20 protein-coding genes are annotated in these 25,959 nt (G+C 69.8%); 5 read left to right on the top strand and 15 right to left on the bottom strand.

Annotated features, from left to right (window positions below; translation table 11 throughout):
* Positions 1–5: 5 nt before the first annotated feature.
* Positions 6–1,535, bottom strand: coding sequence for a helix-turn-helix domain-containing protein (locus ACFCXS_RS28200; protein WP_376646146.1), 1,530 nt, complete (start codon positions 1,533–1,535; stop codon positions 6–8).
* A gap of 83 nt (positions 1,536–1,618) precedes the next feature.
* Positions 1,619–1,819: a DUF4236 domain-containing protein gene (locus ACFCXS_RS28205; protein ID WP_184851016.1), complete on the bottom strand. Its 201-nt coding sequence runs from the start codon at positions 1,817–1,819 to the stop codon at positions 1,619–1,621.
* Positions 1,820–2,197: 378 nt separating this feature from the next.
* Here ACFCXS_RS28205 and ACFCXS_RS28210 point away from each other — a divergent pair, with 378 nt between their 5' ends.
* Entirely contained in the window at positions 2,198–3,088 is an 891-nt protein-coding gene (locus ACFCXS_RS28210) for an aminoglycoside phosphotransferase family protein (RefSeq protein ID WP_376646276.1), read from the top strand.
* 268 nt (positions 3,089–3,356) lie between these two features.
* Here ACFCXS_RS28210 and ACFCXS_RS28215 read toward each other — a convergent pair whose 3' ends face one another.
* Positions 3,357–3,830, bottom strand: coding sequence for a TnsA-like heteromeric transposase endonuclease subunit (locus ACFCXS_RS28215; RefSeq protein WP_376646147.1), 474 nt, complete (start codon positions 3,828–3,830; stop codon positions 3,357–3,359).
* Positions 3,831–4,399: 569 nt separating this feature from the next.
* Here ACFCXS_RS28215 and ACFCXS_RS28220 point away from each other — a divergent pair.
* Positions 4,400–4,945 carry an AAA family ATPase gene (locus ACFCXS_RS28220; protein ID WP_376646148.1) on the top strand — a complete coding sequence of 182 codons (546 nt, stop codon included), beginning with the start codon at positions 4,400–4,402 and terminating at the stop codon, positions 4,943–4,945.
* A 103-nt stretch (positions 4,946–5,048) separates the two neighbouring features.
* On the opposite strand, the gene ACFCXS_RS28225 is transcribed toward ACFCXS_RS28220, so the two are convergent.
* From ACFCXS_RS28225 to ACFCXS_RS28240, 4 genes are all read right to left on the bottom strand, one after another.
* Positions 5,049–5,687, bottom strand: a complete 639-nt coding sequence (locus tag ACFCXS_RS28225; protein WP_376646149.1) for a hypothetical protein — start codon at positions 5,685–5,687, stop codon at positions 5,049–5,051.
* A 1-nt stretch (position 5,688) separates the two neighbouring features.
* Entirely contained in the window at positions 5,689–6,720 is a 1,032-nt protein-coding gene (locus ACFCXS_RS28230) for an ATP-binding protein (protein ID WP_376646150.1), read from the bottom strand.
* On the bottom strand, positions 6,717–8,231 hold the full coding sequence (locus tag ACFCXS_RS28235) for a Mu transposase C-terminal domain-containing protein (RefSeq protein ID WP_376646277.1): 1,515 nt from the start codon (positions 8,229–8,231) through the stop codon (positions 6,717–6,719). The genes ACFCXS_RS28230 and ACFCXS_RS28235 overlap by 4 nt, the downstream gene beginning before the upstream one ends.
* A gap of 348 nt (positions 8,232–8,579) precedes the next feature.
* Entirely contained in the window at positions 8,580–9,332 is a 753-nt protein-coding gene (locus ACFCXS_RS28240) for a TnsA-like heteromeric transposase endonuclease subunit (RefSeq protein WP_376646151.1), read from the bottom strand.
* A gap of 305 nt (positions 9,333–9,637) precedes the next feature.
* On the opposite strand from ACFCXS_RS28240, the gene acnA reads away from it, so the two are divergent.
* Positions 9,638–12,355, top strand: a complete 2,718-nt coding sequence (gene acnA, locus ACFCXS_RS28245) for an aconitate hydratase AcnA (protein WP_376646152.1) — start codon at positions 9,638–9,640, stop codon at positions 12,353–12,355.
* 131 nt (positions 12,356–12,486) lie between these two features.
* Here acnA and ACFCXS_RS28250 read toward each other — a convergent pair whose 3' ends face one another.
* The 7 genes from ACFCXS_RS28250 to ACFCXS_RS28280 form a co-directional block, all read right to left on the bottom strand.
* On the bottom strand, positions 12,487–13,842 hold the full coding sequence (locus ACFCXS_RS28250) for an ABC transporter substrate-binding protein (RefSeq protein ID WP_376646153.1): 1,356 nt from the start codon (positions 13,840–13,842) through the stop codon (positions 12,487–12,489).
* Between the two features lie 86 nt (positions 13,843–13,928).
* Entirely contained in the window at positions 13,929–15,227 is a 1,299-nt protein-coding gene (locus ACFCXS_RS28255) for a sugar ABC transporter permease (RefSeq protein ID WP_376646154.1), read from the bottom strand.
* On the bottom strand, positions 15,224–16,003 hold the full coding sequence (locus tag ACFCXS_RS28260) for an ATP-binding cassette domain-containing protein (protein WP_376646155.1): 780 nt from the start codon (positions 16,001–16,003) through the stop codon (positions 15,224–15,226). The genes ACFCXS_RS28255 and ACFCXS_RS28260 overlap by 4 nt, the downstream gene beginning before the upstream one ends.
* Positions 16,004–16,017: 14 nt before the next feature.
* Entirely contained in the window at positions 16,018–17,112 is a 1,095-nt protein-coding gene (locus ACFCXS_RS28265) for a substrate-binding domain-containing protein (protein WP_376646156.1), read from the bottom strand.
* On the bottom strand, positions 17,112–20,147 hold the full coding sequence (locus ACFCXS_RS28270; RefSeq protein ID WP_376646157.1) for a SpoIIE family protein phosphatase: 3,036 nt from the start codon (positions 20,145–20,147) through the stop codon (positions 17,112–17,114). Before ACFCXS_RS28270 ends, ACFCXS_RS28265 begins: the two co-directional genes overlap by 1 nt.
* 245 nt (positions 20,148–20,392) lie before the next feature.
* Positions 20,393–21,961, bottom strand: coding sequence for a murein biosynthesis integral membrane protein MurJ (gene murJ, locus ACFCXS_RS28275; protein ID WP_376646278.1), 1,569 nt, complete (start codon positions 21,959–21,961; stop codon positions 20,393–20,395).
* 267 nt (positions 21,962–22,228) lie between these two features.
* Positions 22,229–23,320 (bottom strand): lytic polysaccharide monooxygenase, encoded by a 1,092-nt coding sequence (locus ACFCXS_RS28280; RefSeq protein WP_376646158.1) that lies wholly within the window; start codon positions 23,318–23,320, stop codon positions 22,229–22,231.
* A 346-nt stretch (positions 23,321–23,666) separates the two neighbouring features.
* On the opposite strand from ACFCXS_RS28280, the gene ACFCXS_RS28285 reads away from it, so the two are divergent.
* A complete protein-coding gene (locus ACFCXS_RS28285) occupies positions 23,667–24,077 on the top strand; it encodes an MmpS family transport accessory protein (RefSeq protein ID WP_376646159.1) in 411 nt (136 codons plus the stop codon).
* A gap of 174 nt (positions 24,078–24,251) precedes the next feature.
* Here the strand turns inward: ACFCXS_RS28285 and ACFCXS_RS28290 are convergent, their stop codons facing one another.
* Positions 24,252–24,617, bottom strand: a complete 366-nt coding sequence (locus tag ACFCXS_RS28290) for a VOC family protein (protein WP_376646160.1) — start codon at positions 24,615–24,617, stop codon at positions 24,252–24,254.
* Positions 24,618–24,710: 93 nt separating this feature from the next.
* On the opposite strand from ACFCXS_RS28290, the gene ACFCXS_RS28295 reads away from it, so the two are divergent.
* Positions 24,711–25,676, top strand: coding sequence for a helix-turn-helix transcriptional regulator (locus tag ACFCXS_RS28295; RefSeq protein ID WP_376646161.1), 966 nt, complete (start codon positions 24,711–24,713; stop codon positions 25,674–25,676).
* The last annotated feature ends 283 nt before the right edge of the window (positions 25,677–25,959 follow it).

Consider the following 25,959-nt stretch of genomic DNA (forward strand, 5'->3'; position numbering starts at 1 on the left):
GCGGCTCAGATGTCCCGGAACGTCTCGATCTGCGCCCCGATCGAGTTCAGCCGCTCCGCCAGGTCCTCGTAACCCCGGTTGATGACGTACACGTTGCGCAGCACCGACGTGCCCTCCGCGGCCATCATCGCCAGCAGGACGACCACCGCGGGGCGCAGGGCCGGCGGGCACATCATCTCGGCGGCGCGCCAGCGGGTCGGTCCCTCGACCAGGACGCGGTGGGGGTCCAGGAGCTGGAGGCGGCCGCCGAGGCGGTTCAGGTCGGTCAGGTAGATCGCCCGGTTGTCGTAGACCCAGTCGTGGATGAGGGTCTGTCCCTGGGCGACCGCCGCGATGGCCGCGAAGAACGGGACGTTGTCGATGTTCAGGCCGGGGAACGGCATGGGGTGGATCTTGTCGATCGGCGCCTCCAGCTTGGAGGGCCGCACGGTGAGGTCCACCAGCCGGGTACGGCCGTTGTCGGCGAAGTACTCGGGCGTGCGGTCGTGGTCGAGGCCCATCTCCTCCAGCACCGCGAGCTCGATCTCCAGGAACTCGATGGGCACGCGGCGGACCGTCAGCTCCGACTCCGTCACCACCGCGGCGGCCACCAGGCTCATCGCCTCGACCGGGTCCTCGGAGGGGGAGTAGTCGACGTCCACGTCGATGGTGGGCACGCCGTGCACGGTGAGGGTGGTCGTGCCGATGCCGTCGACCTTGACGCCGAGGGCCTCCAGGAAGAAGCAGAGGTCCTGGACCATGTAGTTGGACGAGGCGTTGCGGATGACGGTGATGCCGTCGTGCCGGGCGGCCGCCAGCAGGGCGTTCTCGGTGACCGTGTCGCCGCGCTCGGTCAGGACGATCGGACGGTCCGGGCTGACCGTGCGGTCCACCCGGGCGTGGTACTGGCCCTCGGTGGCGGCGATGTCCAGGCCGAACCGGCGCAGCGCGATCATGTGCGGCTCGATCGTGCGCGTGCCGAGGTCGCAGCCGCCGGCGTAGGGCAGCTTGAACGAGTCCATGCGGTGCAGCAGCGGGCCGAGGAACATGATGATGGAGCGGGTGCGGCGGGCCGCGTCCGCGTCGATGGCCGCCAGGTTCAGCTCGGCCGACGGCACGATCTCCAGGTCGACGCCGTCGTTGATCCACCGGGTGCGCACGCCGATGGAACTCAGCACCTCGAGTAGGCGGTACACCTCCTCGATGCGGGCGACGCGGCGCAGCACTGTGCGCCCCTCGTTGAGCAGTGAGGCGCACAGCAGCGCCACGCACGCGTTCTTGCTCGTCTTCACGTCGATGGCGCCGGACAGCCGGCGCCCGCCGACCACCCGCAGATGCATCGGACCGGCGTAGCCGAGCGACACGATCTCGCTGTCGAGGGCCTCCCCGATGCGCGCGATCATCTCAAGGCTGATGTTCTGGTTGCCGCGCTCGATCCGGTTGACGGCGCTCTGGCTGGTTCCGAGCGCCTCGGCCAGCTGCGACTGCGTCCAGCCACGATGCTGCCGGGCGTCACGGATGAGCTTGCCGATGCGTACGAGGTAGTCGTCTGCCATGTGACTGAGGTTATCTCAGATATGAGATGCCGCCCGACAGGGGGGCCGAACGGGTGACGGGACGTCAATCCCGCCCGGCGTCCTCAGTGCCGACGCGCCCTCGTGGTGCGGCGCCATCCGAAAGGTCCGGGCAGATCCATCGATGTCGTACGACGTCCTGTGCTGCTGCGGGTGTAGCGCGGGCCGTTCTTTCCGCCGCCGGTGGTGATGGACCAGGAGCGCTTGTTGATGTTCAGCCGCACCCCCGGAAGGATCCGGAAACTCTTGCGGAACGTGAGCGGCATGCCCTGTCTCCCCTCCGTCTTGGTGGATGTCGTGCGTGGGTACCCGGTTCGGATACCCGCGAAAGGGGCGCACATGACCGCGCGGCGGGCTGTCATTTGACAGCGAAGTCAGTCGGTTGCGATGCCCTGACCTTGAGCGACTAGGTTCGATGGCAAACGATCGCTCTCCGTCGGTGCCTCTCGTGTCCCGTCTCAGGTGATCTGGTCCGAAGCCGCAGCTGTGACCTGGGGCGACCGGAACAGTTGAGCCACCTGGGTGGCCGAAAAAATCTCAGTTGATCTGGAACCTGGCGTCTGAATACTGGCTGTCGTCTCAGTTGATCTGGACTGCTTCCGTCGTTTCGAACCGGACTAGTCGAAGGGCCTGCGAGATTGACCATGCACGATGACCAAGTGGACATGACCACCGACATCGTTGCGACCTTGATCCAAGAACAGTTCCCTCAGTGGAGCGGCAAGGCGATCCGGCTCCTGTCGTCGACCGGGACGGTCCACGCCATCTTCCGCATCGGGGACGACCTCTCCGCGCGTTTCCCGCTGCGTCTGACCGATGCCGCGGAGGCGCTGGCGGTTCTGGAACGGGAAGCCCAGGCGAGCGCGGAGCTGGCACAGGTGTCTCGGTTTCCCGTTCCGGAACCCGTCGCCCTGGGAAAGCCTGGAGCGGGTTATCCCATGCCGTGGTCGGTCCAGACGTGGCTGCCGGGAACGGTCGCCTTCGATGCCGACCCGAGTGGGTCGGACGCTTTCGCCGAGGACCTTGCCGCCTTCATCGCGGCCCTGCGGGAAGCCGAGACGCGGGGTCGGCTTTTCGGCGGCGACAATCGCGGCGGCGTTCTCGCTCACCACGACGCCTGGATGGAGAAGTGCTTCGAGGCGAGCCAGGGGCTGCTCGACGTGCCCCGGCTGCGCCGACTGTGGAGCCACTACCGGGAGTTGCCGCGCACGAGTGCCGACGTGATGAGCCACGGTGACCTGATTCCCGGCAACGTACTGGTCACAGGAGACCGGCTCAGCGGCGTGCTCGACACCGGCGGCTTCGGTCCGGCCGACCCCGCGCTGGATCTGGTCAGCGCCTGGCACCTGCTGCAACCGGGTCCGCGGGAAGTGCTCCGGCGGACACTGGCCTGCGACGATCTGGAGTGGGAGCGTGGCAAGGCATGGGCCTTCGAACAGGCGATGGGTCTTGTCTGGTACTACGTCGAGAGCAATCCGACGATGAGCAGAATGGGGCGCCAGACGCTCGACCGCATTCTGGAGTCGACGACATGATGTCGCCCGCATCGTAAGCCGTGACGGAGACGATCGCGTGCCGTCCCCACCGACACAGCACCAACATGAACCGATCGGCTGAGACGGGACATCTCGGCTCGATTCGGGAAGTTACTGAAAGTGACCTTGTGGAGAGCGGGGGCTTCCTTTTGCAGCATTGTGCCGTCGGGGGCAGTACTGACGGACGAAGTGGCGGAGCATCGTGCAGGACACGGAGGTTTCGTAGTCGTCCATGAGCCTCAGCCAGATCTGTTTCGATCCGAGGCCCTCATTCGCCAAGGTCCGGATGTTCTTGATGAGGTCGCTGTCGAAGCCTCCATAGCTCCGGTCGACTCCTCGGGGAGGCGGTTGCATGGTGTCCTGGGCGAGGCGGACGAGACGCCGGGAGACCTGGTGGCGCAGAGCCAGGTCCTGGATGCTGTGGCCTCTGCGGGGTGTAGATGAACACAGGAAGGTTGGGATCGTCGGCGAACAGCTCTGTTTGTGTTGTGCGCGCCTCCTCCGGCACCCCGACCCGCTCGAAGCCCCATCCCGCCTGACGGCAGGCCAGACGGGTCACCTCGAACGCCTCCGCGTCCCTCGGCTCGATCCGATCATCGGCGCGGACATCCACGACCACCGCAGAGCCGTCCGCGCGGCGTACGAAGTAGTCCGGAGCATGCCGACGCTCCCGCTCGCCGTCGTGCCAGTGCAGCCAGAACGGCTGCGAGGCGATCCCCACCACCCCGGGATCGAAGTCCATCAGCACAAGCCGGTCCCGCTCCAGCCACGACCGAAACCGACATGCCGCCCGGTCGTCGCCGCCCAGTACAAGCCCGAGAAGTGACGCTCACCACGCGACCAGCGAAACGGCCGTACCGCGGCCACGTCCTCGAACCGAGCCGTCACACAGTCCAGCAGCGGACGCCGACGACACTCCCGTACCGCATCCACGTACGACAGCTCGACGTACGGCTCCGCAAGATCCACCCCGGCCGGTACAGCCATCCAGCACCCCCAGTACGTCCCCTCGTACGACTAGGTTCGCTGGCAAGGAACCCGAAACGACTGGGTTCGCTGTCAAACGCCTCGATTGGATGACAGCGGACAGCGGGCGCTGTCCTGTCTCAGTGAAGTTAGTCGACGGGGGTGCGGCTGACCTGGGCGGACTGTCTTCCGTGAGACGACTGGCTTCTGGAGAGTCAGCTGGCCTCACTCGTCAGCTTGAGGCCCCATTTGTCGATCGTTCGGGCATGATCTGTCAGTGGGCTATGGCCCCCACCCTCGCGTCGCGGTGTGGCTCAGGGGGTATCCATCGATGGGGAGATGTCTGTGATCGTCTGGGTGAATGGCGCGTTCGGCAGTGGGAAGAGCACGCTGGTGGACGAACTACGTCCGCGCTGGCCCGAGGCGCTGGTCTATGACCCGGAGATGGTCGGCTATGTGCTGCGCGAGATCGTGGACGTCCCGACCGGCGATTTTCAGGATCTGCGGCTGTGGAGACGGCAGGTCTCGGACCTGGCCGTGGGACTCGTCGAGGAGTATCAGCGGCCCGTGCTGGTGCCCATGACGCTGGTCAATCCCGGCTATGTCGGTGAGATCTTCGGTGCGCTGAAGGAGGCGGGGATTGCTGTTCACCACTTCTTCCTCAAGGTTTCCGAGGATGTGCTGGTGAAGCGGATCGACGGGCGGAGCTTCACGCCGGATGATCCCGAGCAGGATGAGCGGGTGCGTGGGTGGTGCAAGTCCAAGATCGAGTTGTGTATGGACGCGGTGGACACGCTGCCCGGAGACACCGTGTTCCTGGACGGCGAGCTGAGCCCAAGGGAGCTGGCCGACGAGGTGCTGGCCCGCGTCGGCGCGGGCCCGGGCCGGTAGCTCGGGACTCTCGTGTGTGCGGTCCGCCTCGCCCACACCAAGAACCAGCAGGGCAGCGGCTCCGCGGCGGTCGAATTTCCGCAGCGGTGTGCCGGGCCGCGAGTCAGGACTGCCATGGCGCGGCGTAGCGCTGAGGGCCGCGCAAGCGGAGGTAGTGGCGAAGCAGCGTGTAGGACACAGAGGCGTCGTGGTCGTCCATGAGGTTCAGCCAGATCTGTTTCGGTCCGAGGCCTTGATCCAGCATGGCCTGGATGGGCTCCATGAGCTCGCTGTCGAGATGCGAATGGCTTCGTTCGACCCCTCGGGGAGGCGGCTGCATCGTGTCCAGGGCGAGGCGGACGAGACGGCGAGGGACGTGGTGACGCAGGGCCAGATCCTGAATGGTGTGGCCTCTGCGGGCGTCGATGTAGATGAGCAAGGCGAGATGGGGCTGACCGGGGAACAGCTCGGTTCGAGCAGCCCGCGGGTTGGGCTTCATGCGGCCGCGCGGGGAACTGGCGTCAGCGAGCGCCCGGTCCAAAGACTCCTCGGAGCGGCCGGAAACCGCGGCCAGGCGGTCCAGTTGGGGCTTGCCGAACCAGAAGGGCGGTCCGTTGAGGAAGCAGTGGAGATAGCTCGGCTTGAGATGGTTCGCGCGGGCGAGGCGGCGGACGTAGGAGTCCGTGATCTCGCCGACGCAGGGGCGTAGTCGGACGGGCAGCGGCGCCAGCGGGCGAGGCAGCTCGGGCAGCGGGCGGGACACCTCAGCGGCCCTTCTTCGCCGCTTCTGCGGCATGGTCCAGGGGGATCGCGTCGAGACCTGCCTTGGTCACGCGTTCTCTGCCGCTGAGGATCGCGTCGATCGCGGCGCCCCGGATCGCGTGCGAGAGCGCGCCGATCATGCCGTCGGCCCGCTTGTGGAGGTAGCGGTCCAGCTTGACCAGGCTGCCCGGCGGGTGATCGTGGAGCAGCAGGGTCTTCTCCATCGTTGCGACCAGTCCCTTCCACTCGTCGCCGTAGGGGAACGGGCGGGTGGGAACGAGGGTGAAGCGGCCTGCGATCTGGGCGCCCCGGGTGCCGGCCAGGAGCTCACTGGTGTCGAGGTTGATGCCTGCGTAGACGAATGTCGCGGGGATGCGCTCGGAGAAGTACTTCAGGGTGTCGGAGACCTCGGCCCCGGCCCGTGTGACCTGAGAGACGTTGTGGATTTCGTCGACGAGGACCCGACCGGTGCGGGTGTCCATGCAGACGCCGACCACCGCTTCGATGATGTCGGTCATGTTTGATCTGGCCCGGACCGGCAGCCCCAGGAAGCGCGCGAACTCGGCCGCGACCATGCGGGCGGACGCCGCGGGCGGAACGGTGATGTAGAGCACCGGGATGCGGTCGGTGACGTTCGGGTGGCGGGCCCGGTCGAGCAGTTCGTGGGCGAGCCCGAGTTGGGTTATCGCGCTGGTCTTGCCCGTTCCGGGCAGCCCGGAGACCATCAGGCCGCGGCGGGCGCTGATCGCGTGCCGGTTCAGCAGGACCAGGCGCCGGCCGCAGACCACTGTCTTCTCGACGAACGAGGTGGCGACCACCAGCATCCGTGCGTGGTGGTCGAGCCGGTCGTCGTCATAGAGCGCCCGCTCGGTCGGAGACAGCTTGGCCAGCTCGGCGGAAGTCAGCAGGACCGGAGGGCTGGGTGGCCCGGCGGCGAACGTGCGCCATCCGTCCAGGGTGGTCAACTGCCGGTTGGCCTCGGCATCCGCTTCCTGGAGCGTGGTGTGCCGGGTTGCCGGTTCGGAGATGGTCACGGACGCCTCCAGGGGTTCGCGAGCGGGTCGAAGAGACCCAGCGAGATGACTTCGGCCAGCTCGGTGTCCGCCTGATCTCCCTGAACGGTCTCGTCGGCGGGCGGATCGGGGACGGGCCGGTCAGGGGCGGTGGCCCGGGTCCGTGCGGCGACGCGCCGGGACCGTTTGGCCGCAGGCCCCTGCTTGGGGGTGGGACCGTCGTGGGCCCGCCGCAGCAGCGCGGCGGCGGCGTCCGCGATCTGTTCCTCCGTGCCGCCGGGGACCTGCTCGCAGGCGTGGTCCCAGGCCAGTTCCCCGAACGGGGCACCGATGCGGTGCAGGTGTTTCCAGAACACGGTGATCCACCGATTGCGCCGGCGGTCGCGTACCCAGATCCGGGAGATGTCGTAGGGGTCGTGGTGGATCTCCCACAAGCCCTTCTTCTCCATCACCCCGGAGTGCTGGCGGCGCAACGGACCCAGTTCGCCGTCGTCGTAGGTGCGGTGCTTGATCCGGATGCCGTAGCTGTTGATCGCCTGCCACCGCTCGGGCAGCAACTCGACATAGTCCTCGCCGTCCAGCGGAACCGGGACGTAGCCGCAGGACTGAAGCAGCATCGCGTACTTCTCGTTCGGCGAGAACGCTCGCCCCGGCGCCTGCGGATCACGTAGCCCGTCATGCGGCCTGGTCTGCCAGACGGCGATGACCCACTCATCGAGCAGGTTCTGGAGTTCAGGAAGAGACCACAGCGGCCCGTCCTCCAGCTTCCGGCCGCGACGGTCCGTGGTCGAGCCGGTGTAGCCCGCGACGAATTGGGCGAACAGCGTGGCCACCGAGCCCAGAGTCTTCTCGATCGTGCCCTTGTCGGTCGGCGTCGCCTTGTGGGCCGGTTGCAGGTTGATGCCCAGATACCGGCAGGAGGCTCGGAAGTTCCGCGAGACGAATACCTTTCCGTGGTCGCAGACGATCGTCTCCGGCACGATTACCGGCCGTGCCGCCGCGTGCTCCAGGCGCTCGTCCAACGTCAGCAACCGCCGGTGCGGCAGCACCGAACGGGACATCCGCAGGGCCTCTGACCAGCCGGGCTGCATCGCCTCCGGGGTGACGCTGCGGGCCAGCAGCGCGGAAGCGTCCGCGGCCTTCGTGGTCGGCCGCAGCACCGCCGCCGTGATCGACCTCGTCGCGATGTCGACCATCGCCGTCAACTCGACTTTCTCCGCGATCCCGTCGTCCAGGCGCACCAGCACATCCAGCGGAGTCGAGTCGATCTGCATCAGCTCGCCCGGTGCACTGGCCGGAACCTCTCCGAACGGGCCGGGCGGCCGGGCCTTGACCGACCGGCGTGTGCGGGCCGAACCCGTCGCGTGCGTGCCCGTCGCCAGCTTGCTGTAGAGCCGGTAGAGAGTGGCCCGGGAAGGAACCTCGACACCGGCGCCATCCTCACGGTCGGCCAGGATCGCCTTAGTCCTCCAGACGACGAATCCGATCGTCTTCGACGAGTCCTCGGACGTCTCGTCGATCGCCTGCTGCATCGCCTCCACCACCGCCGCATGGACCTTGCCGAAGGCCGGCATCTGCTTGGCCGACCGGCCGTCGGCCAGCCCGACCAACCCGTCACGCTGGTAGCGCTGGCGCCGCTGCTTGATCCCGCTGGCAGTCACCTTGTGCCCGGCCGCCGTCAACTCGGCCGCCTTGGCCCGCTCACGCTCAGCCAATGAGTGCTGCCTCGGGTCGAACTCCGGCCGAGACACTGCCCCATCGGACGCCCCCGGCGGCAGTCCGTGCAGCACCTCCAGGATGTGGCCCTCCCACCAAAGCGCCTGTTCAGCCGCTGTCTCGGGAAACTCCGCGAGCCGGGCGGACCTTGCGCCCCTGCCTGTTCAATGGCCACCCCGTTCGACCCGGCCCACGACCGTGCGCGGACCCAGCAGCTGGATCGACAGGTCATCGGCAACCAGTTCCTGACGCCAGAGCAGGTGGAACAGCGCAGGCAGCGTCGCGAGCCGGTCACCCGCCGCGTCGGCTCCGGGCAGCAGCGGCCCCGGCGTCGCGAAGACCTCCCGCAGGCGGTCCGCAGCCGTGGGATGCAGGCACCGCGGGTGCCGGTAACGCGACAGCCACCGGACATTCGCCAGCAACACCGGCTCCGGCTTCCCGACCCGCTCGAATCGCCAACCCGCCTGAGCGCAGGCGATCCGCGTCACCTCGAACGCTTCCGCGTCCTTCGGCTCGATCCGCTCGTCCGCGCGGACATCGACGACCACGGCCGAGCCGTCCACCCGGCGCACGAAGTAGTCCGGAGCGTGCCGACGCTCCCGTGCCCCGTCGTGCCAGTGCAGCCAGAAGGGCTGCGAGGCGATCCCCGTCACCTGCGGATCGAAGTCCATGAGCACAAGCCGGTCCCGCTCCAGCCAGGACTCGAAGCCCACGTGCTGCCCAGTCGTCGCCGCCCAGTACCAGCCGGCGAAGTGACGCTCACCACGGGACCACCGGAACGGCCGTACCGGTGCCACGTCCTCGAATCGAGCCGTCACACAGTCCAGCAGAGGCCGGCGCTGCCGCTGACGTACGGCGTCCACGTACGACAGCTCGACGTACGGCCCTGCGAGATCCACCCCAGCCGGTACGGCCACCAGCACCCCCAGCGCGTTTAGCCCGTACGGCTAGGTTCACTGAGACGGAAGGCCGAACGACTGGGTTCGCTGAGTAAACGCCTCGAATGGATGAGAGCGGTCAGGCGCCGGGGCATGACCATTCGGCGCTCGTGTATTAGAGTTATCTCGACATCGAGATATCTGTACGGAGAGCACCGCAGCCGCACGCCGCCATCGCATCCGGCGGTAAGGGTTACCTAACTTAGCCTTACCTTAGCGGATCGGCCGAGATGCCGTGGCGGCAGGATCGTGGTGGTACGCGCACATCAATGAAGGAGACTGTCGTGTCGGCGAACAGCTTCGACGCCCGCAGCACGCTGCAGGTGGGCGACGAGTCGTACGAGATCTTCCGGCTGGACAAGGTGGAGGGCTCGGCCCGCCTTCCCTACAGCCTCAAGGTCCTGCTGGAGAACCTGCTCCGTACCGAGGACGGCGCGAACATCACCGCCGACCACATCCGCGCCCTCGGCGGATGGGACTCGCAGGCCCAGCCCAGCCAGGAGATCCAGTTCACGCCGGCCCGCGTGATCATGCAGGACTTCACCGGCGTCCCCTGCGTCGTGGACCTCGCGACCATGCGCGAGGCCGTCAAGGAGCTGGGCGGCGACCCGGCGAAGATCAACCCGCTGGCGCCGGCCGAGCTGGTCATCGACCACTCCGTCATCGCCGACAAGTTCGGCACCAACGACGCCTTCAAGCAGAACGTCGACCTGGAGTACGGCCGCAACAAGGAGCGCTACCAGTTCCTGCGCTGGGGCCAGACCGCCTTCGACGAGTTCAAGGTCGTCCCGCCCGGCACCGGCATCGTCCACCAGGTGAACATCGAGCACCTGGCCCGTGTCGTCATGGTCCGCGAGGGCAAGGCCTACCCGGACACCCTGGTCGGCACCGACTCGCACACCACCATGGTCAACGGCCTCGGCGTGCTCGGCTGGGGCGTCGGCGGCATCGAGGCCGAGGCCGCCATGCTCGGCCAGCCGGTCTCCATGCTCATCCCGCGCGTCGTCGGCTTCAAGCTCACCGGTGAGCTCCAGGCCGGCACCACCGCCACCGACCTCGTCCTCACGATCACCGAGATGCTGCGCAAGCACGGCGTCGTCGGCAAGTTCGTCGAGTTCTACGGCGAGGGCGTCGCCGCCACCTCGCTGGCCAACCGCGCCACCATCGGCAACATGTCGCCGGAGTTCGGCTCCACCGCCGCGATCTTCCCGATCGACGACGAGACCATCAACTACATGCGGCTCACCGGCCGCAGCGAGCAGCAGCTCGCACTGGTCGAGGCGTACGCCAAGGAGCAGGGCCTCTGGCTCGACCCGGCCGCCGAGCCCGACTTCTCCGAGAAGCTCGAGCTCGACCTGTCGACCGTCGTGCCGTCCATCGCCGGCCCGAAGCGCCCGCAGGACCGCATCGTCCTGGCGAACGCCGCCGAGCAGTTCGCGCAGGACGTGCGCACCTACGTCAACGACGAGTACGAGGCCAGCAAGGAGTCCTTCCCGGGCTCCGACGCGCCCTCGACGATCCCGAACGGCACCCCGTCCAACCCGGTCACCGTGACCGCCCCCGACGGCACGTCGTACGAGATCGACCACGGCGCGGTCACGGTCGCGGCCATCACCTCCTGCACCAACACCTCCAACCCGTACGTCATGGTCGCCGCCGCACTGGTGGCCAAGAAGGCGGTGGAGAAGGGCCTGACCCGCAAGCCGTGGGTCAAGACCACCCTCGCGCCCGGCTCCAAGGTCGTCACCGACTACTTCGAGAAGGCGGGCCTGACCCCCTACCTCGACAAGGTCGGCTTCAACCTCGTCGGCTACGGCTGCACCACCTGCATCGGCAACTCCGGCCCGCTGCCGGAGGAGGTCTCCAAGGCCGTCAACGACCACGACCTCGCGGTCACCTCGGTCCTCTCCGGCAACCGGAACTTCGAGGGCCGGATCAACCCCGACGTCAAGATGAACTACCTGGCCTCCCCGCCGCTGGTGGTGGCCTACGCGCTCGCCGGCTCCATGAAGGTCGACGTCACCCGGGACGCCCTGGGCACCGACCAGGACGGCAACCCGGTCTTCCTGAAGGACATCTGGCCCTCCGAGGCCGAGGTGAACGACGTCGTCGCCAACGCCATCGGCGAGGACATGTTCTCCAAGTCCTACAGCGACGTCTTCGCGGGCGACGCCCAGTGGCAGGCGCTGCCCATCCCGACCGGCAACACCTTCGAGTGGGACGCCGAGTCCACCTACGTGCGCAAGCCCCCGTACTTCGAGGGCATGGCCCACGAGCCGGCCCCGGTGGAGAACATCTCGGGCGCCCGCGTGCTCGCCAAGCTGGGCGACTCGGTCACCACCGACCACATCTCCCCGGCCGGCGCCATCAAGGCCGACACCCCGGCCGGCCAGTACCTCACCGAGCACGGTGTGGAGCGTCGTGACTTCAACTCCTACGGCTCGCGCCGAGGCAACCACGAGGTCATGATCCGCGGCACGTTCGCCAACATCCGCCTGCGCAACCAGATCGCGCCGGGCACCGAGGGCGGCTACACCCGCGACTTCACCCAGGCCGACGGCCCGGTGAGCTTCATCTACGACGCCTCCCGCAACTACATCGAGCAGGGCATCCCGCTCGTCGTGCTCGCGGGCAAGGAGTACGGCTCCGGCTCGTCCCGTGACTGGGCCGCCAAGGGCACCGCGCTCCTGGGCGTCAAGGCCGTCATCGCCGAGTCCTACGAGCGCATCCACCGCTCGAACCTCATCGGCATGGGCGTCCTGCCGCTGCAGTTCCCGGAGGGCCAGACCGCCGCGTCCCTCGGCCTCACCGGTGAGGAGACCTTCGACTTCACCGGCGTCGAGGAGCTCAACAACGGCACCACCCCGCGCACGGTGAAGGTCACCACCGACACCGGCGTCGAGTTCGACGCGGTCGTCCGCATCGACACCCCCGGCGAGGCGGACTACTACCGCAACGGCGGCATCATGCAGTACGTGCTGCGCAGCCTGATCCGCAAGTAAGCGGACCGCGAAGGCAGTTCGAGGGCCGCGTCCCCGGGTGACCGGGGGCGCGGCCCGCGCCGTACGGCGGCGGCCCCGGCGAGCGGCGCGGGCCTTGCGTACGAAGGCGGCCCTGGCGAGCGGCGGCCGGTTCACTCGCCGCGGTACTTCGCCGCGGCGGCCTGGGCGAGGTCCTGCGCCTTGTCGAGGGCCGCGTCCACGGACTGCCGGCCGGCGATGGCCGCGGCGATCTGCTCGGAGACCGCCGTCCCCAGCACGGCGAACTCGGGGATGCCCAGGAAGCCGATGCCGGTGTAGGGGCGGGGGCCGACGCCCGGGTCCCTCGGATCGGCGGAGTCCGTCGCCGCCGTGTACTCCTGCCGGTACCAGGCACCGGCCGCCTGCTGGTAGTCGGGCTTCTCGTAGAGCGACTTGCGGTTCCCGGCGGGCGCCGAGGTCCAGCCCACCTCCCGGCCGACCAGTTCCTGGAACTCCTTGGAGGAGGCCCAGGAGATGAACTCCCAGGCGGCGTCCTTGTGCTCGGACGCCTGCTGGATGCCCCAGGCCCAGGTCCACACCCAGCCCGCCTTGTCGGTCTTGTCGTGCGGGGCCGGGACGTATCCCACCTTGCCCTTGACCGGGGAACTGTCGGCCTCGATCGACGAGGCCAGCGACGTGGCGTCGTACATCATGGCGCATTTGCCCTCGACGAAGCTGTCCATGATCTCCAGCACGCCCATCCGCTCGGGACCGGGCTGGCCGTGGGAGCGCAGCAGGCCGACGTAGAACCCGACGGCCTTCTTGAACTCCGGTGAGGTCAGCCGGGCGTTCCAGTCCATGTCGTACCAGGCGCCGCCGAAGGTGTTGACGACCGTGTTGATCGGGGCGAGGTTCTGTCCCCAGCCGGGCATGCCGCGCAGGCAGATGCCGCTCGCGCCCTCGGAGCCGTCGACCTGGGCGGCGAGGTCGGCGACCTGCTTCCAGGTCGGGTTCGCCGGCATGGTCAGCCCGTCCTTGCGGAACAGGTCCTTGCGGTACATCAGGAAGGAGCCCTCGCCGTAGAACGGCTCGGCGTAGATCTTGCCGTCGTCGCCGGTCAGCGAGGACGCCAGGTTCGGGAAGACGTCGTCCTGGTCGAAGTCCTCGTCGGCCTTCACGTAGGGGTCCAGCGGTGCGAGCCAGCCGTTGTCCGCGTAGATCGGCGCCTCGTAGGCGCTGACACTCGCCACGTCGTAGGTACCGGCCTGGGTCGCGAACTCGCGGTTCATCCTCTCCCGCGCCTCGTTCTCCGGCAGCAGCGTGTAGTCGACGGTGATGCCGGTCTCCGCCGTGAAATGCCTCTTGGTGAGCTTCTTCAGGGTCTGGATCTGCGGCACGTCCGTCGCGAGCACGCTGAGCCGGGTCTGCTCCTCGCCGCCGGACAGATCGGCGTCACCGCACCCGGCGAGGACCAGACCGGCGGCGGCCGTGACGGCCACGGCCACCTGGGTGAGGCGGCTGCGTTTCATGACATCTCAGCCAGTACCCACCTTTGCTCTTTCTTAGGCGTTTCGTGAGAAACGTAATAATCGGCTCGTTCTGGACACTGTGTCACTCATGGTCGGCCACCTCGGGCCTGAGCGCGTCTGGACAGCGCGTCGGCCGCCACGGCTGCCAGCAGCACCCCACCCGTGATCATGAACTGCACGGCGTCCTGGACCCCCAGCAGCCCCATCCCCGAGGCGATCGACTGGATCACCACCACACCGAGCAGCACCGACCAGGGCGAGCCCCGCCCGCCGAACAGACTCGTCCCGCCGATGACGGCCGCCGCGATGGCGTTGATCAGCAGCATCCCCGAACCGGCGGCCCGCGCCGTCGTGGGACTCGCCGAGGTCAGTCCCGACGCCACGAACAGCCCGCCGAACGCGGCCAGCGTCCCCGACACCATGAACATCGCGACCCGCACCCGCTCCACCCCGATCCCGGCCCGCCGCGCCGCCTCGACCCCGCCACCGACCGCGTACACCCGCCGTCCGTAGCGGGTACGGCGCAGCAGGTAGTCCGAGACGACCAGGACCACCAGGAAGATCAGCAGTGCCAGCGGCAGCCCCTGGAACCGGTTGAGGGTGTAGGCACCGGCGAAGGCCACCACCGCCAGCAGGCCGGTGCGCATCCCTATGTCGCCCTCCGTCCGGTAGGGCATCCCGGCCGCCCGGTGGCGGCTGCGCCGGCGGTGGGCGGCCAGGAAGTACCCGGCCGTACCGAGCGCGGCGACCCCGTACGCCACCAGGTGGTTGCCGAAGTGCCGGCTGGTCAGGGAGGCGACCAGGCCCTCCTCGTCGATGTTGATCGTGCCGCTGGCCCCCAGCAGATACAGCGTCAGGCCGTTCCAGATCAGCAGCCCCGCCAGTGTCACCACGAACGCGGGCACGCCGAGCCAGGCGTGGAAGAACCCGTGGAAGGCGCCCACCGCCGTGCCCACGGCCACCGCCACGATCACCGCCAGCCACTCCGGCACTCCGTGGTTCACGTTCAGCACGGCGAACGCCGCCCCCGCCAGGCCGCTGACCGAGCCGACCGACAGATCGATCTCCCGGATCAGCAGCACGAACACGATCCCGACCGCGACCAGCCCCGTCCCGACGATGTCCACGCTCAGGTTGGACAGGTTGCGCGGCGAGAGGAACTTGTCGTCCAGCCCCTGGAAGACGATCCAGATCACGAGCAGCCCCGCGAGAACCAGCAGCGGACCCCGCTCTCCGCCCCGCACACTGCCTCGGACCTCATGCGCGTACTGGCGCACACCGTCCCGCCAGCCGCGCGCGGCGCGCCGCTCACGATCGGTGGTGAGCGGACCGGCGCTGCCCGGCCCCGCCGGTCCGCCGTCCCGGTGCGGTCCGCCGCGGCTCACGGCCACGCCTCCTCGTCGCCCTTCGAGCGATGGGCCACGGCGTTGTCCGCCGCCCCCGTGACGGAGGAGATGATCTGCTCCTGGGTCACGGTGCTCACGTCGAACAGACCGTTGTTGCGGCCCAGCCGCAGCACCGCGACCCGGTCGGCGACGGCCTTGATGTCACCCATGTTGTGGCTGATGAGGATGATCGCCATACCGCGGTCGCGGACCTGCTCGATCAGATCGAGCAGATGACTGGTCTGCTCCACGCCGAGGGCGGCGGTGGGCTCGTCGAGCAGCAGCACCTTGGGGGCGCCCATCAGCGAGCGGGAGATCGCGACGGCCTGCCGCTGCCCGGCCGACAGCGCGGCGACCGGCACCCGCACGTCGGGGATGCGGATCGACAGCGCACGCATCAGGTCCCGGGACCGGCGCTCCATCTCCACCTCGTCGAGGACGCCCACCCGGTCGATCTCGCGGCCGAGGAAGAGATTGCCGACGACGTCCAGGTTGTCGCACATGGCGAGGTCCTGGTAGACGGTCGCGATGCCCAGGGCGTGGGCGTCGTGCGGGCGTTTGATCTGCACGAGGTGCCCCTCCCACTCGATGACGCCCCGGTCGGCGGGGCTGACCCCGGAGATCACCTTGACCAGCGTGGACTTGCCCGCTCCGTTGTCGCCCGCCAGGGCCACGACCTCACCGGCCCGGACCTGCAGGTCGACGTCCACCAGCGCCTGGACGCCGCCGAACCGCTTGGTGATGCCGCGCAACGCCAGTACGGGGGGATGGGACACGGGGACCACCTCGCTCACCGGATGAGTCCGGCCCGGACACAGGCCGGGCGGAGCTTCGGGGTGCAGATCTGGCCGACCGTGTAGACACCGTCCCGGACGAGCGTCCGGCCGATCGTCTCGCGCGTCACGGCGGTGGGCGTGAGCAGGATCGCCGGGACGTCCTCGGTCGTGGGGCTGTCCACCGTCGTCGTGACCAGGGAGTCGATGTCGTTGCCGCGTGCCAGGGCCACGGCCATCGCGGCGGCCGCCTCGGTCTCCAGCCGGAACGGCTTGTAGACGGTCATGTACTGCTCGCCCTCGACGATGCGCTGCAAGGCGTCGAGATCCGCGTCCTGCCCGGTGACCGGGGGCAGCGGCGTGACACGGGCGCTCTTGAGGGCCGAGACGACACCGGCCGCGATGGAGTCGTTGGCCGCGAGCACCCCGTCGATCGCGCTCGGGCCGAGGTCGCTGATCGCGGCGGACATGTGGTCGTGCGCGTTCTCCGTACGCCAGCCGAGGGTGTCGTACGACTTCAGGATCCGCACCCGGTCCTGGAGGACGGCCCGCGCCCCGTCCTCGTACCAGGCGGCGTTGGGGCTGGACGGGTCGCCGTTCACCATGACGACACCGCCACCGTCGGCCCGGGCGCCCATGCCCTTCAGGAGCTCCTGGCCCTGGAGCCTGCCGACCTGGTGGCCGTCGAAACTGACGAAACCTGAGATCGGGCCTTCGGCGAGGCGGTCGTAGGCGACGACCGGGATGCCCTCGCGCTGCGCCGCGTGCACCGAGGAACGCAGGGCTTTGGGATCGACGACGTCCAGGAGCAGCGCCGAGACGCCCCGGGTGATCATGGAGGTCATCTGCTGCCGCTGGCTCGCCGCGTCGTTCTCGGCGTTGGCGTACACGACCCTGCACTCGGAACACAGCTCCTTGACCCGCTTCTCGATCAGGGGCCTGTCCGAGTTCTCCCAGCGGGGCACGGCCCGGCTGGGCAGCAGCAGCCCGATGGTCAGCTCGCCCTCGCCCTCCCCGCCGTCCGTACACCCGGCGAGGGACACGGCCAGCAGGACCGCCAGCAGCCCGGCGGCCCCACGCAGACCGAGCCCACGAAGACCGAGCCCACGCATCAGGGACCTCCCTCGGGGGAGCGGTGAGGGCCGGGGTGCGGGCTCGGGGCAGGGTTCGCGTTCGGCCCCGGCGCCCGGGCATCTCCTGCGCCCGGGCCCGCCCCGTGGGCTTCGCCCCCCTGCGTGGGCCGGTCGGCGGGCCGGTCCGTGGCCGGGGCGCCGTCGCGACGCGCGGTGTGCCCGCGGTTGCGATTCCCGGGCGGGTCGCCGGTCCGGCCCGTGGCCTGCTCGCCGTCGCGTGACGTGGGCCTCTCGCCGTTGCGCCGCGGGCCCTGGTCGCGGGACTTGCGGCGGTCCCGGCTGCGGCCCAGGCCCCAGCTCCGGTCGCGGCCCAGGCCCCAGACGCGGCCCGGCCTGCGCTCCTCCTCCGGCTCGGTCTCCGGTTCCTCGTCCGGCTCCTCGCCGGGCTCCGTCTCCCGACGGGTGACGACGATCTCGCTCCACACCTGCTTGCCGCCGCCCACCGGCACCGAACCCCAGGCCGCCGACATGGCCTCGACCAGGAAGAGCCCACGCCCGCCCGTCGACTCCCAGTCCACGACCACGGGCTTGGCGGGCGCCCGCGGTGAGGAGTCGCTCACGGTCACCCGCAGCCGGTCCGCCGCCAGGGTCAGCTCCACCCGGACCGCGCCCTGCGTGTGCACCAGCGCGTTGGTGACCAGCTCCGACACCACCAGCTGGACGCTGTCGGCCTCGGCGGCGATGCCCCACGAACGCAGGGTGCGCGCGCTGAAGCGGCGGGCGTGCATCACCGCGTCCGGCAGCCGCCACACCACCCAGCCCGCCCGCACCGGCCGTATCCGCATCCCGTCGTAGCGCAGCAGCAGCACCGCCACGTCGTCCTCGCGCCGCCCGGCCTCGCCGAGCAGCGCGTCGGCCATCCGCCCCGGGTCGGCGGGATCCGCCGCCGCGAGCGCCTGGCGCACGAGCCGCATCCCCTCGTCCACCTGGAGGTCCGCCGACTCGACCAGACCGTCCGTCACCAGCGCGAGCACCGATCCGGGGGTGAGCGCGAGGGCCGTCAGCGGGAACTCCGCGTCCGCGAGGACGCCCAGCGGGAGCCCGCCCTCGACCGCGATCTCCTCGGTGCCGCCGTCGGGATGCCGCGCCAGCGGAGCCAGGTGCCCGGCCCGGACGAACAGCGCGTTGCCCTCCTCCATGTCCAGTTCGACGTAGCAGCAGGTGGCGAACAGGTCGGTCTCCATGCCGACGAGCAGCCGGTTGGCGTGCGCGACGACCACGTCCGGCGGATGCCCCTCCACGGCGTAGGCCCTTACCGCCGTACGCATCTGGCCCATGATCGTCGCGGCCCCGGCGCTGTGCCCCTGCACATCACCGATGACCAGGGCCACCTTGCTCTCCGACAGCGCGATCACGTCGTACCAGTCGCCGCCCACCTGGAGCCCGCGCCGGGCGGGCAGATAGCGGGCCACGGCCGTGCCCCCGGGCAGCTTGGGGAGCCGGCGCGGCAACAGGCTGCGCTGGAGCATCGTCGCGAGCTCCTGCTCGGCGTCGTAGGCGTGCGCGCGCTTGAGGGCCTGCCCGACCAGGCCGGCGGTGGCGGTCAGCAGGGCCCGCTCCTCGGGCGCGAACTCGTGCGGGGTGTCCCAGCCGACCAGGCACACCCCGGCCACCCCGCTCCTGGCCGGCAACGGCAGCACCGCGAGCCCGCCGGGGCCGATCCCCGCGAGCCCCGGTTCCAGGACGGAACCCGCAGGCCACAGGCTCATCCGCCCGTCCCGCAGTGCCGCCTGGAGCGTGGGCAGGGCGGAGACCGGCGCGTCGGGCCACTCCGAGCGCCACTCACGGCGCCACAGCTCCGGCCAGGCACCGGCACCCGGCGGATCGAGCACGGTGACCGCCAGCCGGTCCTCCAGCAGCTCGGCGAGCGCCACCCGGTCCGCTCCCAGCGGCTCGCGCAACGCGGCGACGACGACACGGCTGACGTCCCGGACGGTCGTGGCGTCGTCGAGCGCGGCCGTCAGCCACTGGATCCGGGCGACGTCGCTGGCGCTGCGGCGCAGCACGGGCGCCGCGCTCACCACGCCCAGCACCCGCTCGGGAGCGCCGCCCAGCCCTTTCAGCACCCGGCAGTTCAGCCGCAGCCAGCACAGTTCACCGGTGGGCCTGCGGATACGGAACTCCAGCTCACGGCGGCCCGGGGCCTGTGCGGACGGCTCCATGACCGACATCAGCGCGGGGACGTCCTCCGGCACGCTGACCGAGAGCAGAGTGTCGGTCTTGCCGTCGAAACCGCCCTCGGGGATGCCGACGAGTTCGAGCAACGCCGGGTCCGTCTCGACCAGCCCGGTCCCGGGCGACAGGGCGAAGGAGCCGACCCCCATGGCGCGCAGGGCCGAATCCAGCAGCGGCGAGGGCGCCGACCGGTCGGCCTCACCGCGCAGCCGCCCGGCGACGGCGTCGGCGTACTGCTCCAGGAACTCCCGCTGCTCGGACCCGAACCCCTCACCGGCCTCTCCCACCACGACGAGACACCCCAGCCAGCCACCGGCCGCCCCCAGCGGCAGGGCCCCGAGCGGGGCGGAGGCGGCCACGCCCTCGTCCCCTCCGTCGAGCACCACCCCCGCGAGCCACACGGGCCGCCCCCGCAGATACGCCTCGGCGACGGCCGGGCCACCGCCTCCCGCCTCCGGGCCGGAAGGGGTGTCGCCGGAACCGGCACCGGGGGAGGGTGCGGGGGGAGGGGCGGCGGAAGGGGGGCCGGGGGCGCCGACGTCCGTCGCCGGACCGGGGCAAGCGCCCGATCCCGCGCCGGGAGAGCCCCCCGCAACCGGGACCGCCACCCGCCCCGGCAACCGGTACCGCTGCTCCGGCCCGGCCTCTGCCGACTCCACCAGGCACAGCTCGGCCCCGTCCTCGCCGCGCACGTACACCGCGGCCAGCGTCACCCCCGCGTAGGCCAGCAGCCGCGCTCGCGCGGCCGGTTCCGCAGCGGGGCGAGGCGGACCGGTGCCCCCGTCCCCCGGCGCCCGAAGACCGGGGATCGCGGCCCGGGCATCGCCGTAGTGGGGCATGTCCGCATCCACCTCCCGTCCATGCCGCAGCCACCGGCAGGTGGGAGTCCCCGGAACTCAGGCGACGACGACGCGGGCACGGGAGCGGCGGCGCGGCGTCGCGCCTCCCATGGCGGATCCACGCCGCACACGAGCGGCAGGGCACCCACACAACAGAATCGCACACCTGGACAACCACGACATATGGGGCTATCCGCCTCTGTTCCCGGAGCCGGACGCCACCCGGGCGAGCCGACGGGGCGCCGTCACCGCCGACGGACGAAGCCACGCAGTTCGCCGACCTTCATCACGCGGGCCAGGGCGAGATGGCCCGACGCCATCACGACCGTTCCGGCGGCGAGGCTCAGCGCGGTGGACCAGGTGCCGGTGCCCAGCGACGCGGCGCAGGCCCGGGCGGCTCCCCAGCCCAGTCCCGCGGCGAGGGCGGCGGCGCCCACCAGTTTCGTGTACGTGCGGCGCAGCTCCCCTTCGTCGAGCCGCCCGCCCAGCCTGCCGCGCAACCGCCATGCCGTGACGGCCAGCCCGGCCAGGTACGACACGGTGTAGGCACCGGCCATACCGGTCACCGCCCAGCGCGCGGGCAGCAGCAGGTGGCAGAGGGTGGCCAGGGCGATGTTCACCGCGGCGATCCACGCCGCCATGAAGAAGGGGGTGCGGGTGTCCCCGAAGGCGTAGAAGCCCCGCAGGAGGAGGTACTGCGCCGAGAACGGGATCAGCCCCGGCCCGAACGCCTGGAGCATCTGCCCGAGCGGCCGGGCGGATGCGGCGTCGGCCGCCCCGTGCGCGAACAGCAGCGCGGCGATCTGAGGGCCCAGCGCCACGAACAGGAACCCGGCCGGCACGATGACGACCGCGCTGACCCGCAGTGCCCGGGAGAGATCGGCACGCAGCTCGGCGACCCGGCCCTCCGCGGCGGCCCTGCTCATCCGCGGCAACAGCGCGGTCACCAGGGACACGGTCACGATCGACTGCGGCAGCATCCAGATGGTCTGCGCGTACATGTAGGCCGAGTAGCCGGCACCGGCATGCGGCAGCGCCTGGTCGGCCGCGTTGGCGAAGTTCGTCACCACGGTCAGGGCGACCTGGTTGACCAGGACGAACAGCAACGTCCACTTGGCGGCATGGATGCTCCCGCCCAGGCCGGTGCCCCGCCAGTCGAAGCGGGGCCGGAACCGGAAGCCCGCGGAGCGCAGGAAGGGGATCAGCGCGAGGGCCTGCAGGGCGATACCGGCCGTCGTCCCCAGTCCCAGCAGCCGCACCTGCGTCGCGGTGATGTCCTCCACCCCGTCCGGGACCGTCATCAGCCCCAGGTACGCGGCGAACATGCCGATCAGCACGACGTTGTTCAGCACCGGCGTCCACATCATCGCGCCGAACTTCTCCCGGGCGTTCAGCACTTGTCCCAGGATGCCGAACACGCCGTAGAAGAAGATCTGCGGCAGCAGGAACCGGGCGAAGACCACGGTCAGTTCGAACGCCTCGTGGCTGCCGGTGGTGTCGCGCATGTACAGGCCCACGATCTGCGGCGCCGCCCACACCGCCAGCGCCGTCCCCGCGGCCAGGACGCACAGCACGAGCGTCACCAGCCGCTGCTCGTAGGCCCTGCCGCCGTCGGCCTCGCCGGCCCGCGCCCGGACCAGCTGCGGCACCAGCACGGCGTTGAGCGCACCGCCGATGACCAGGGTGTACAGACTCGTCGGCACGGTGTTCGCCGTGTTGTACGTGCTCGCCAGCAGCCCCGTGCCCAGCGCCGCCGCCTGGAGCACCTGCCGGATCAGCCCCGTCGCCCGGGACACCATCGTGCCCAGTGCCATCAGCAGGGACGAGCGGGCCGGTCCGCCCCGCTTCTCCTTGCCGCTCCGCGCCGGTGGCTGTTCTCCGGCTCGCTCGCTCGTGGCCGCCGACTCGGTCGCGGCCTTCGCCCCCTCCGTCATGGCGTCAACCTACGCGGCCCGGAATCCGGGGAGCGAACCGGAGGGCACGCTCCGCCCGCCCTCCCGGTCCCTCCCGGCCCATGCCGGGCCGTGCCGACGGGCCCGGTCACCGTCGCCCCGGTCACCGGGCCCGCCTCGTCCGTCGGTTCAGCCCACCCGGCAGGGCAGACTGCTCGTACTGTCACCCCCCGACCCCGTGACGACGTATCCGAATGTCGTGCTCCTGCCTGGTGCGAGGGAGCCGTTCCAGCCGGCGTTGTGGACCATCACCGCCTGGCCGTTGTAGGTCGCGCTGCCGCTCCACAGGCTGTCGACCTTCTGGCCCGCCGGGAGGGTCCAGTCGACCATCCAGCCGAGCATCGGGACCGTGCCGGTGTTGGTGACGGTCACCTCGGACTGGTAGCCGCCGTTCCAGGTGCCGGTCGTCCTGCGGGTGGCCGTGCAGGTGCCGGGGACCGGTTCGGACGGGTTGCCCGGCTCCTTGATGCCGGTCACCTCGCCGTTGCCGCCGTCGAAGACGACGTCGGAGCAGGAGTAGAAGGTCTCCTGGCTGTCGGAGCGCTGCCAGACCATGTAGATGATGTGGCGGCCCGACTTGCCGGCCGGCAGCTTGCCCGTCCAGGAGTAGTTGGCCTCGACCGTGCCCGGGGAGCCCTTCAGTGGCGGGTGGTCGACGCTCAGGAACGGCCGCTCCTCCATGTCGTTCCAGGTGAGCGTCTTCGTCGGGTCGAAGCCGTCCTTGGTGATGTAGACGTAGAACCAGCCCGGGTGCGCAGCCCAGGCGTTGTACGAGAAGTCGACGGTCGCGCCCGAGGTGAGATGGGTGAGCGGCCAGTCCTTGCTCGGCGTGTTGAACCCGGTGAAGTTGGTGTTGCCGCCGCTGCACAGCTCGCCGTCCGGTACGAAGCCCCGGGTGCGGCCGGCGCCGTCCGAGCGCAGCACCGAGAACCAGTTGTAGAACGGCGTGGTACCGCTGACCTGCTGCGCGCCTCGGCAGGCGGGATTGACCGGCTTGATCTCGCCGGTGTCGGTCAGACCGTCCTGCCAGCACAGGAAGGTACGGCTGCCGGGCTTCATGGGGGTGCCGTGCGCCTCCGCCTCGCCGCCGGTCGTCATGACCAGTCCGATGGCCGGGACGGTGACGAGGAGGGAGAGCAGCACGAGAAAGAGGGCTTTGGCCCGGGAGGGGAGTGCCGGGCCGGGCATCGTGGATCCTCCGGGCTTTCTTGTCAGGATCATGACAGCATCATCCGTTCGTGGGGGTACGGGCCTGCGGATGCGTGTGCACGGATGCGCGGGATGGGAGCGACTCGCGGGCGGGTTCCGGTCCACCGATATGGGAGCGCTCCCACCCCGCCTGTTGCGGAAGTTAGCGCCAGGCGGCCCAGATGTAAACGGCTCGGGCGGCAGGGTCTGGGCCCGGACCCCCGCGCCGATGCAGCGCAGACCTCTGCCCGAGAGGGGGTGAGCGACGGCAGGCCGTCACCGGCGACGGCCCGACAGGCCTGCGCACAGGGGGAGTTGACTTTTACTTTCCCTTTGCGATTGGCTGCGGGCTCGACCATCATGATCCGGGGGGATCCCTTTGAAGCGCACCTTTCGCGCAGCCGTCTGTTCCGTCGCCGTCGCCGGTCTCGCACTCGGCCTCACCGCCTGCTCCGAGGCGGTCGACCAGGTCGACAAGGCGGTGGACGAGACGTACGAGGTCACCTACGAGGTGACGGGCAAGAACATCGACTCGATCGAATTCCACGGCGGCGGGGGCAAGGCCATGGAGCCGAAGATGGAGTCGGTGTCGAGGCCCGAACTGCCCTGGAAGAAGACGGTCACGCTGCGCGGCATCATGCCCGCGGCGGTCATGCCCGTCGCCGCGGACCCCGAGGGCTCCCAGATCACCTGCAAGATCATCCACAAGGGCAAGGTGATCGAGGAGCAGAGTGCGAAGGGTCTGGTGAGCGCCGGCGGCTGCACCGCGGAGTCCCCGGTCGCGGGGTGACCGAGGAGGGGCACCGAAGGTTGCGGGGGCGGATCAGCCGGACCGTGTGAGGCCCGGTCCGGCGGCGCCGGGTCCATGGAGTCGCGTTCGGACTCCGGCGCGGACTCGTCCTGTCGAAGTCCGGCGTCGGCAGGCGCGACACCTGTGGTGCGCGCCTGCCGCACCACAGGCCTTTCAGCCCCGCGGTGCCACGCGGATACGGTTCCCGTCGGGATCGGCTGCGAGGAAGGTCAGTCCGAACCCGGCATCATGAGGTTCCTGAAGGATCGTGACCCCCTTGGACTTCCACTGCTCGAAGATCGCGTCGACCTCGTCGGGTCCGCTGTCGGTGGCCAGGCACACCTCACCGGTACGCGGGACATCCGGTGACAGATCCTCGAACCGGCCGGACCACAGAGCGAGGTCCGCGCCCGGCCCGAGGCCGAAGGTGATGTATCCCGGAGTCTCGAACGAGGGGCTCATGCCGAGGAGTTCTCCGTAGAAACGAGCTGCGGCGGGAGCGTCGTTCACGTAGACGATGGACACGACGGATGTGGTCATGGTTGTTCCTTCTCGCAGGTCGGAGGTGCGCATCCGCCAGCCTGACCGGGATGTGCGCCGTACCGTGTCGCAATTCCCTGGGAAAATCGGTGGGTGACCCCAGACCGCTTCTTCACCCTGATGCTGCTCCTCGGATCGAGGGATGCGGTGACCACACAGGAACTCGCCTCAGCGCTCGGGGTGTCCCTTCGAACCGTCAACCGAGACCTGAACTGGCTCCGTGACGCCGGTCTGCCGGTCACCGCACACCGGGGCCGCCTGGGAGGCGTGACCATGCTGCCCGGGTCCGGACCCGACCTCACGCGACTCACACCGGACGAGCGTGATCAGTTGTCGCTCACCGGGCTGGATGAGCAGCAACGTGCGGAGATCGACGCATCGGCCGAAAGCCGGCGCGCGCTCTCCAAGCTCGCCGCTGCACAGCCACGTCGAGTTGATGAGCTCCTGCCGCTCACCGACGTGGTGCACGTGGACAGCCGTCCCTGGCGTCAGGCACGAGCTTCCGGCGCGACTCCGGCCTCGCTGCTCGGCGCGGTGCGGCGAGGCCGCCGGCTGCGGATCGGGTACGACAGCCCACGCGGGTCGTGCCCACACGACCTGGTCGTGGATCCCTACGGGCTGTTCGCCAAGGCCGGCATCTGGTACCTCGTCGCCGACCGTGCCCGAGTGCCACGGATGTACCGGCTCGAACGGATCACGAGGTGGGAAGAAGTCGGCCGGCCACGACGGATCCGCGAGAGCGAGACCCTGGCGACCGTCGCTGCGGCGCTCGTCGACGAGTGGGAACACGACCACGCGACAGAGGTCAGCGCCACCATCGACCGGGCCCAGATCGAGCGAGCGCAACGGATCTTCGGCCTGCGGCTCGTCCGGGACGACCAGGAGGAATGCGCCACCGGCCACAGGGTGACGATCCGCTTCCTGCATCTGGAGGACGTGCGGGCACTGCTGCCGTTCGGGAGTGCCGTCACGGTGCACGGACCCACCGAAGCCAGGGCTCACCTCCGTGACCTCGCCACCAGCCTTGCCCGCCACTATGCGCCGTCACCGACGTCCTGACCCACAACGGCCGGGGCGATTCGTTCGGATCACTTCCGCGGGCCGAAGCGGTCGTTGATGATGTCCACGTGGCCAACCGCATCAGCGCTCTGATTTCGGCTTTCGGTGTCCTGGCCGGCACAGTGATACTCGTCGCGGCCGTTGGTGAGTACCGTTCGGGAGCATCGGCTCTGTGGATCGCAGCTGGAGGTGTGATCTTCTTCGTGGCCTCCTACGCACTTGTGCGTGACGTAAGACGCCTCCGCAGCGGCCGGACCGTCTGACGGGCGGAGCCGGTCCCGAT

Source organism: Streptomyces sp. NPDC056373, assembly GCF_042262425.1.
Taxonomy (GTDB): domain Bacteria; phylum Actinomycetota; class Actinomycetes; order Streptomycetales; family Streptomycetaceae; genus Streptomyces.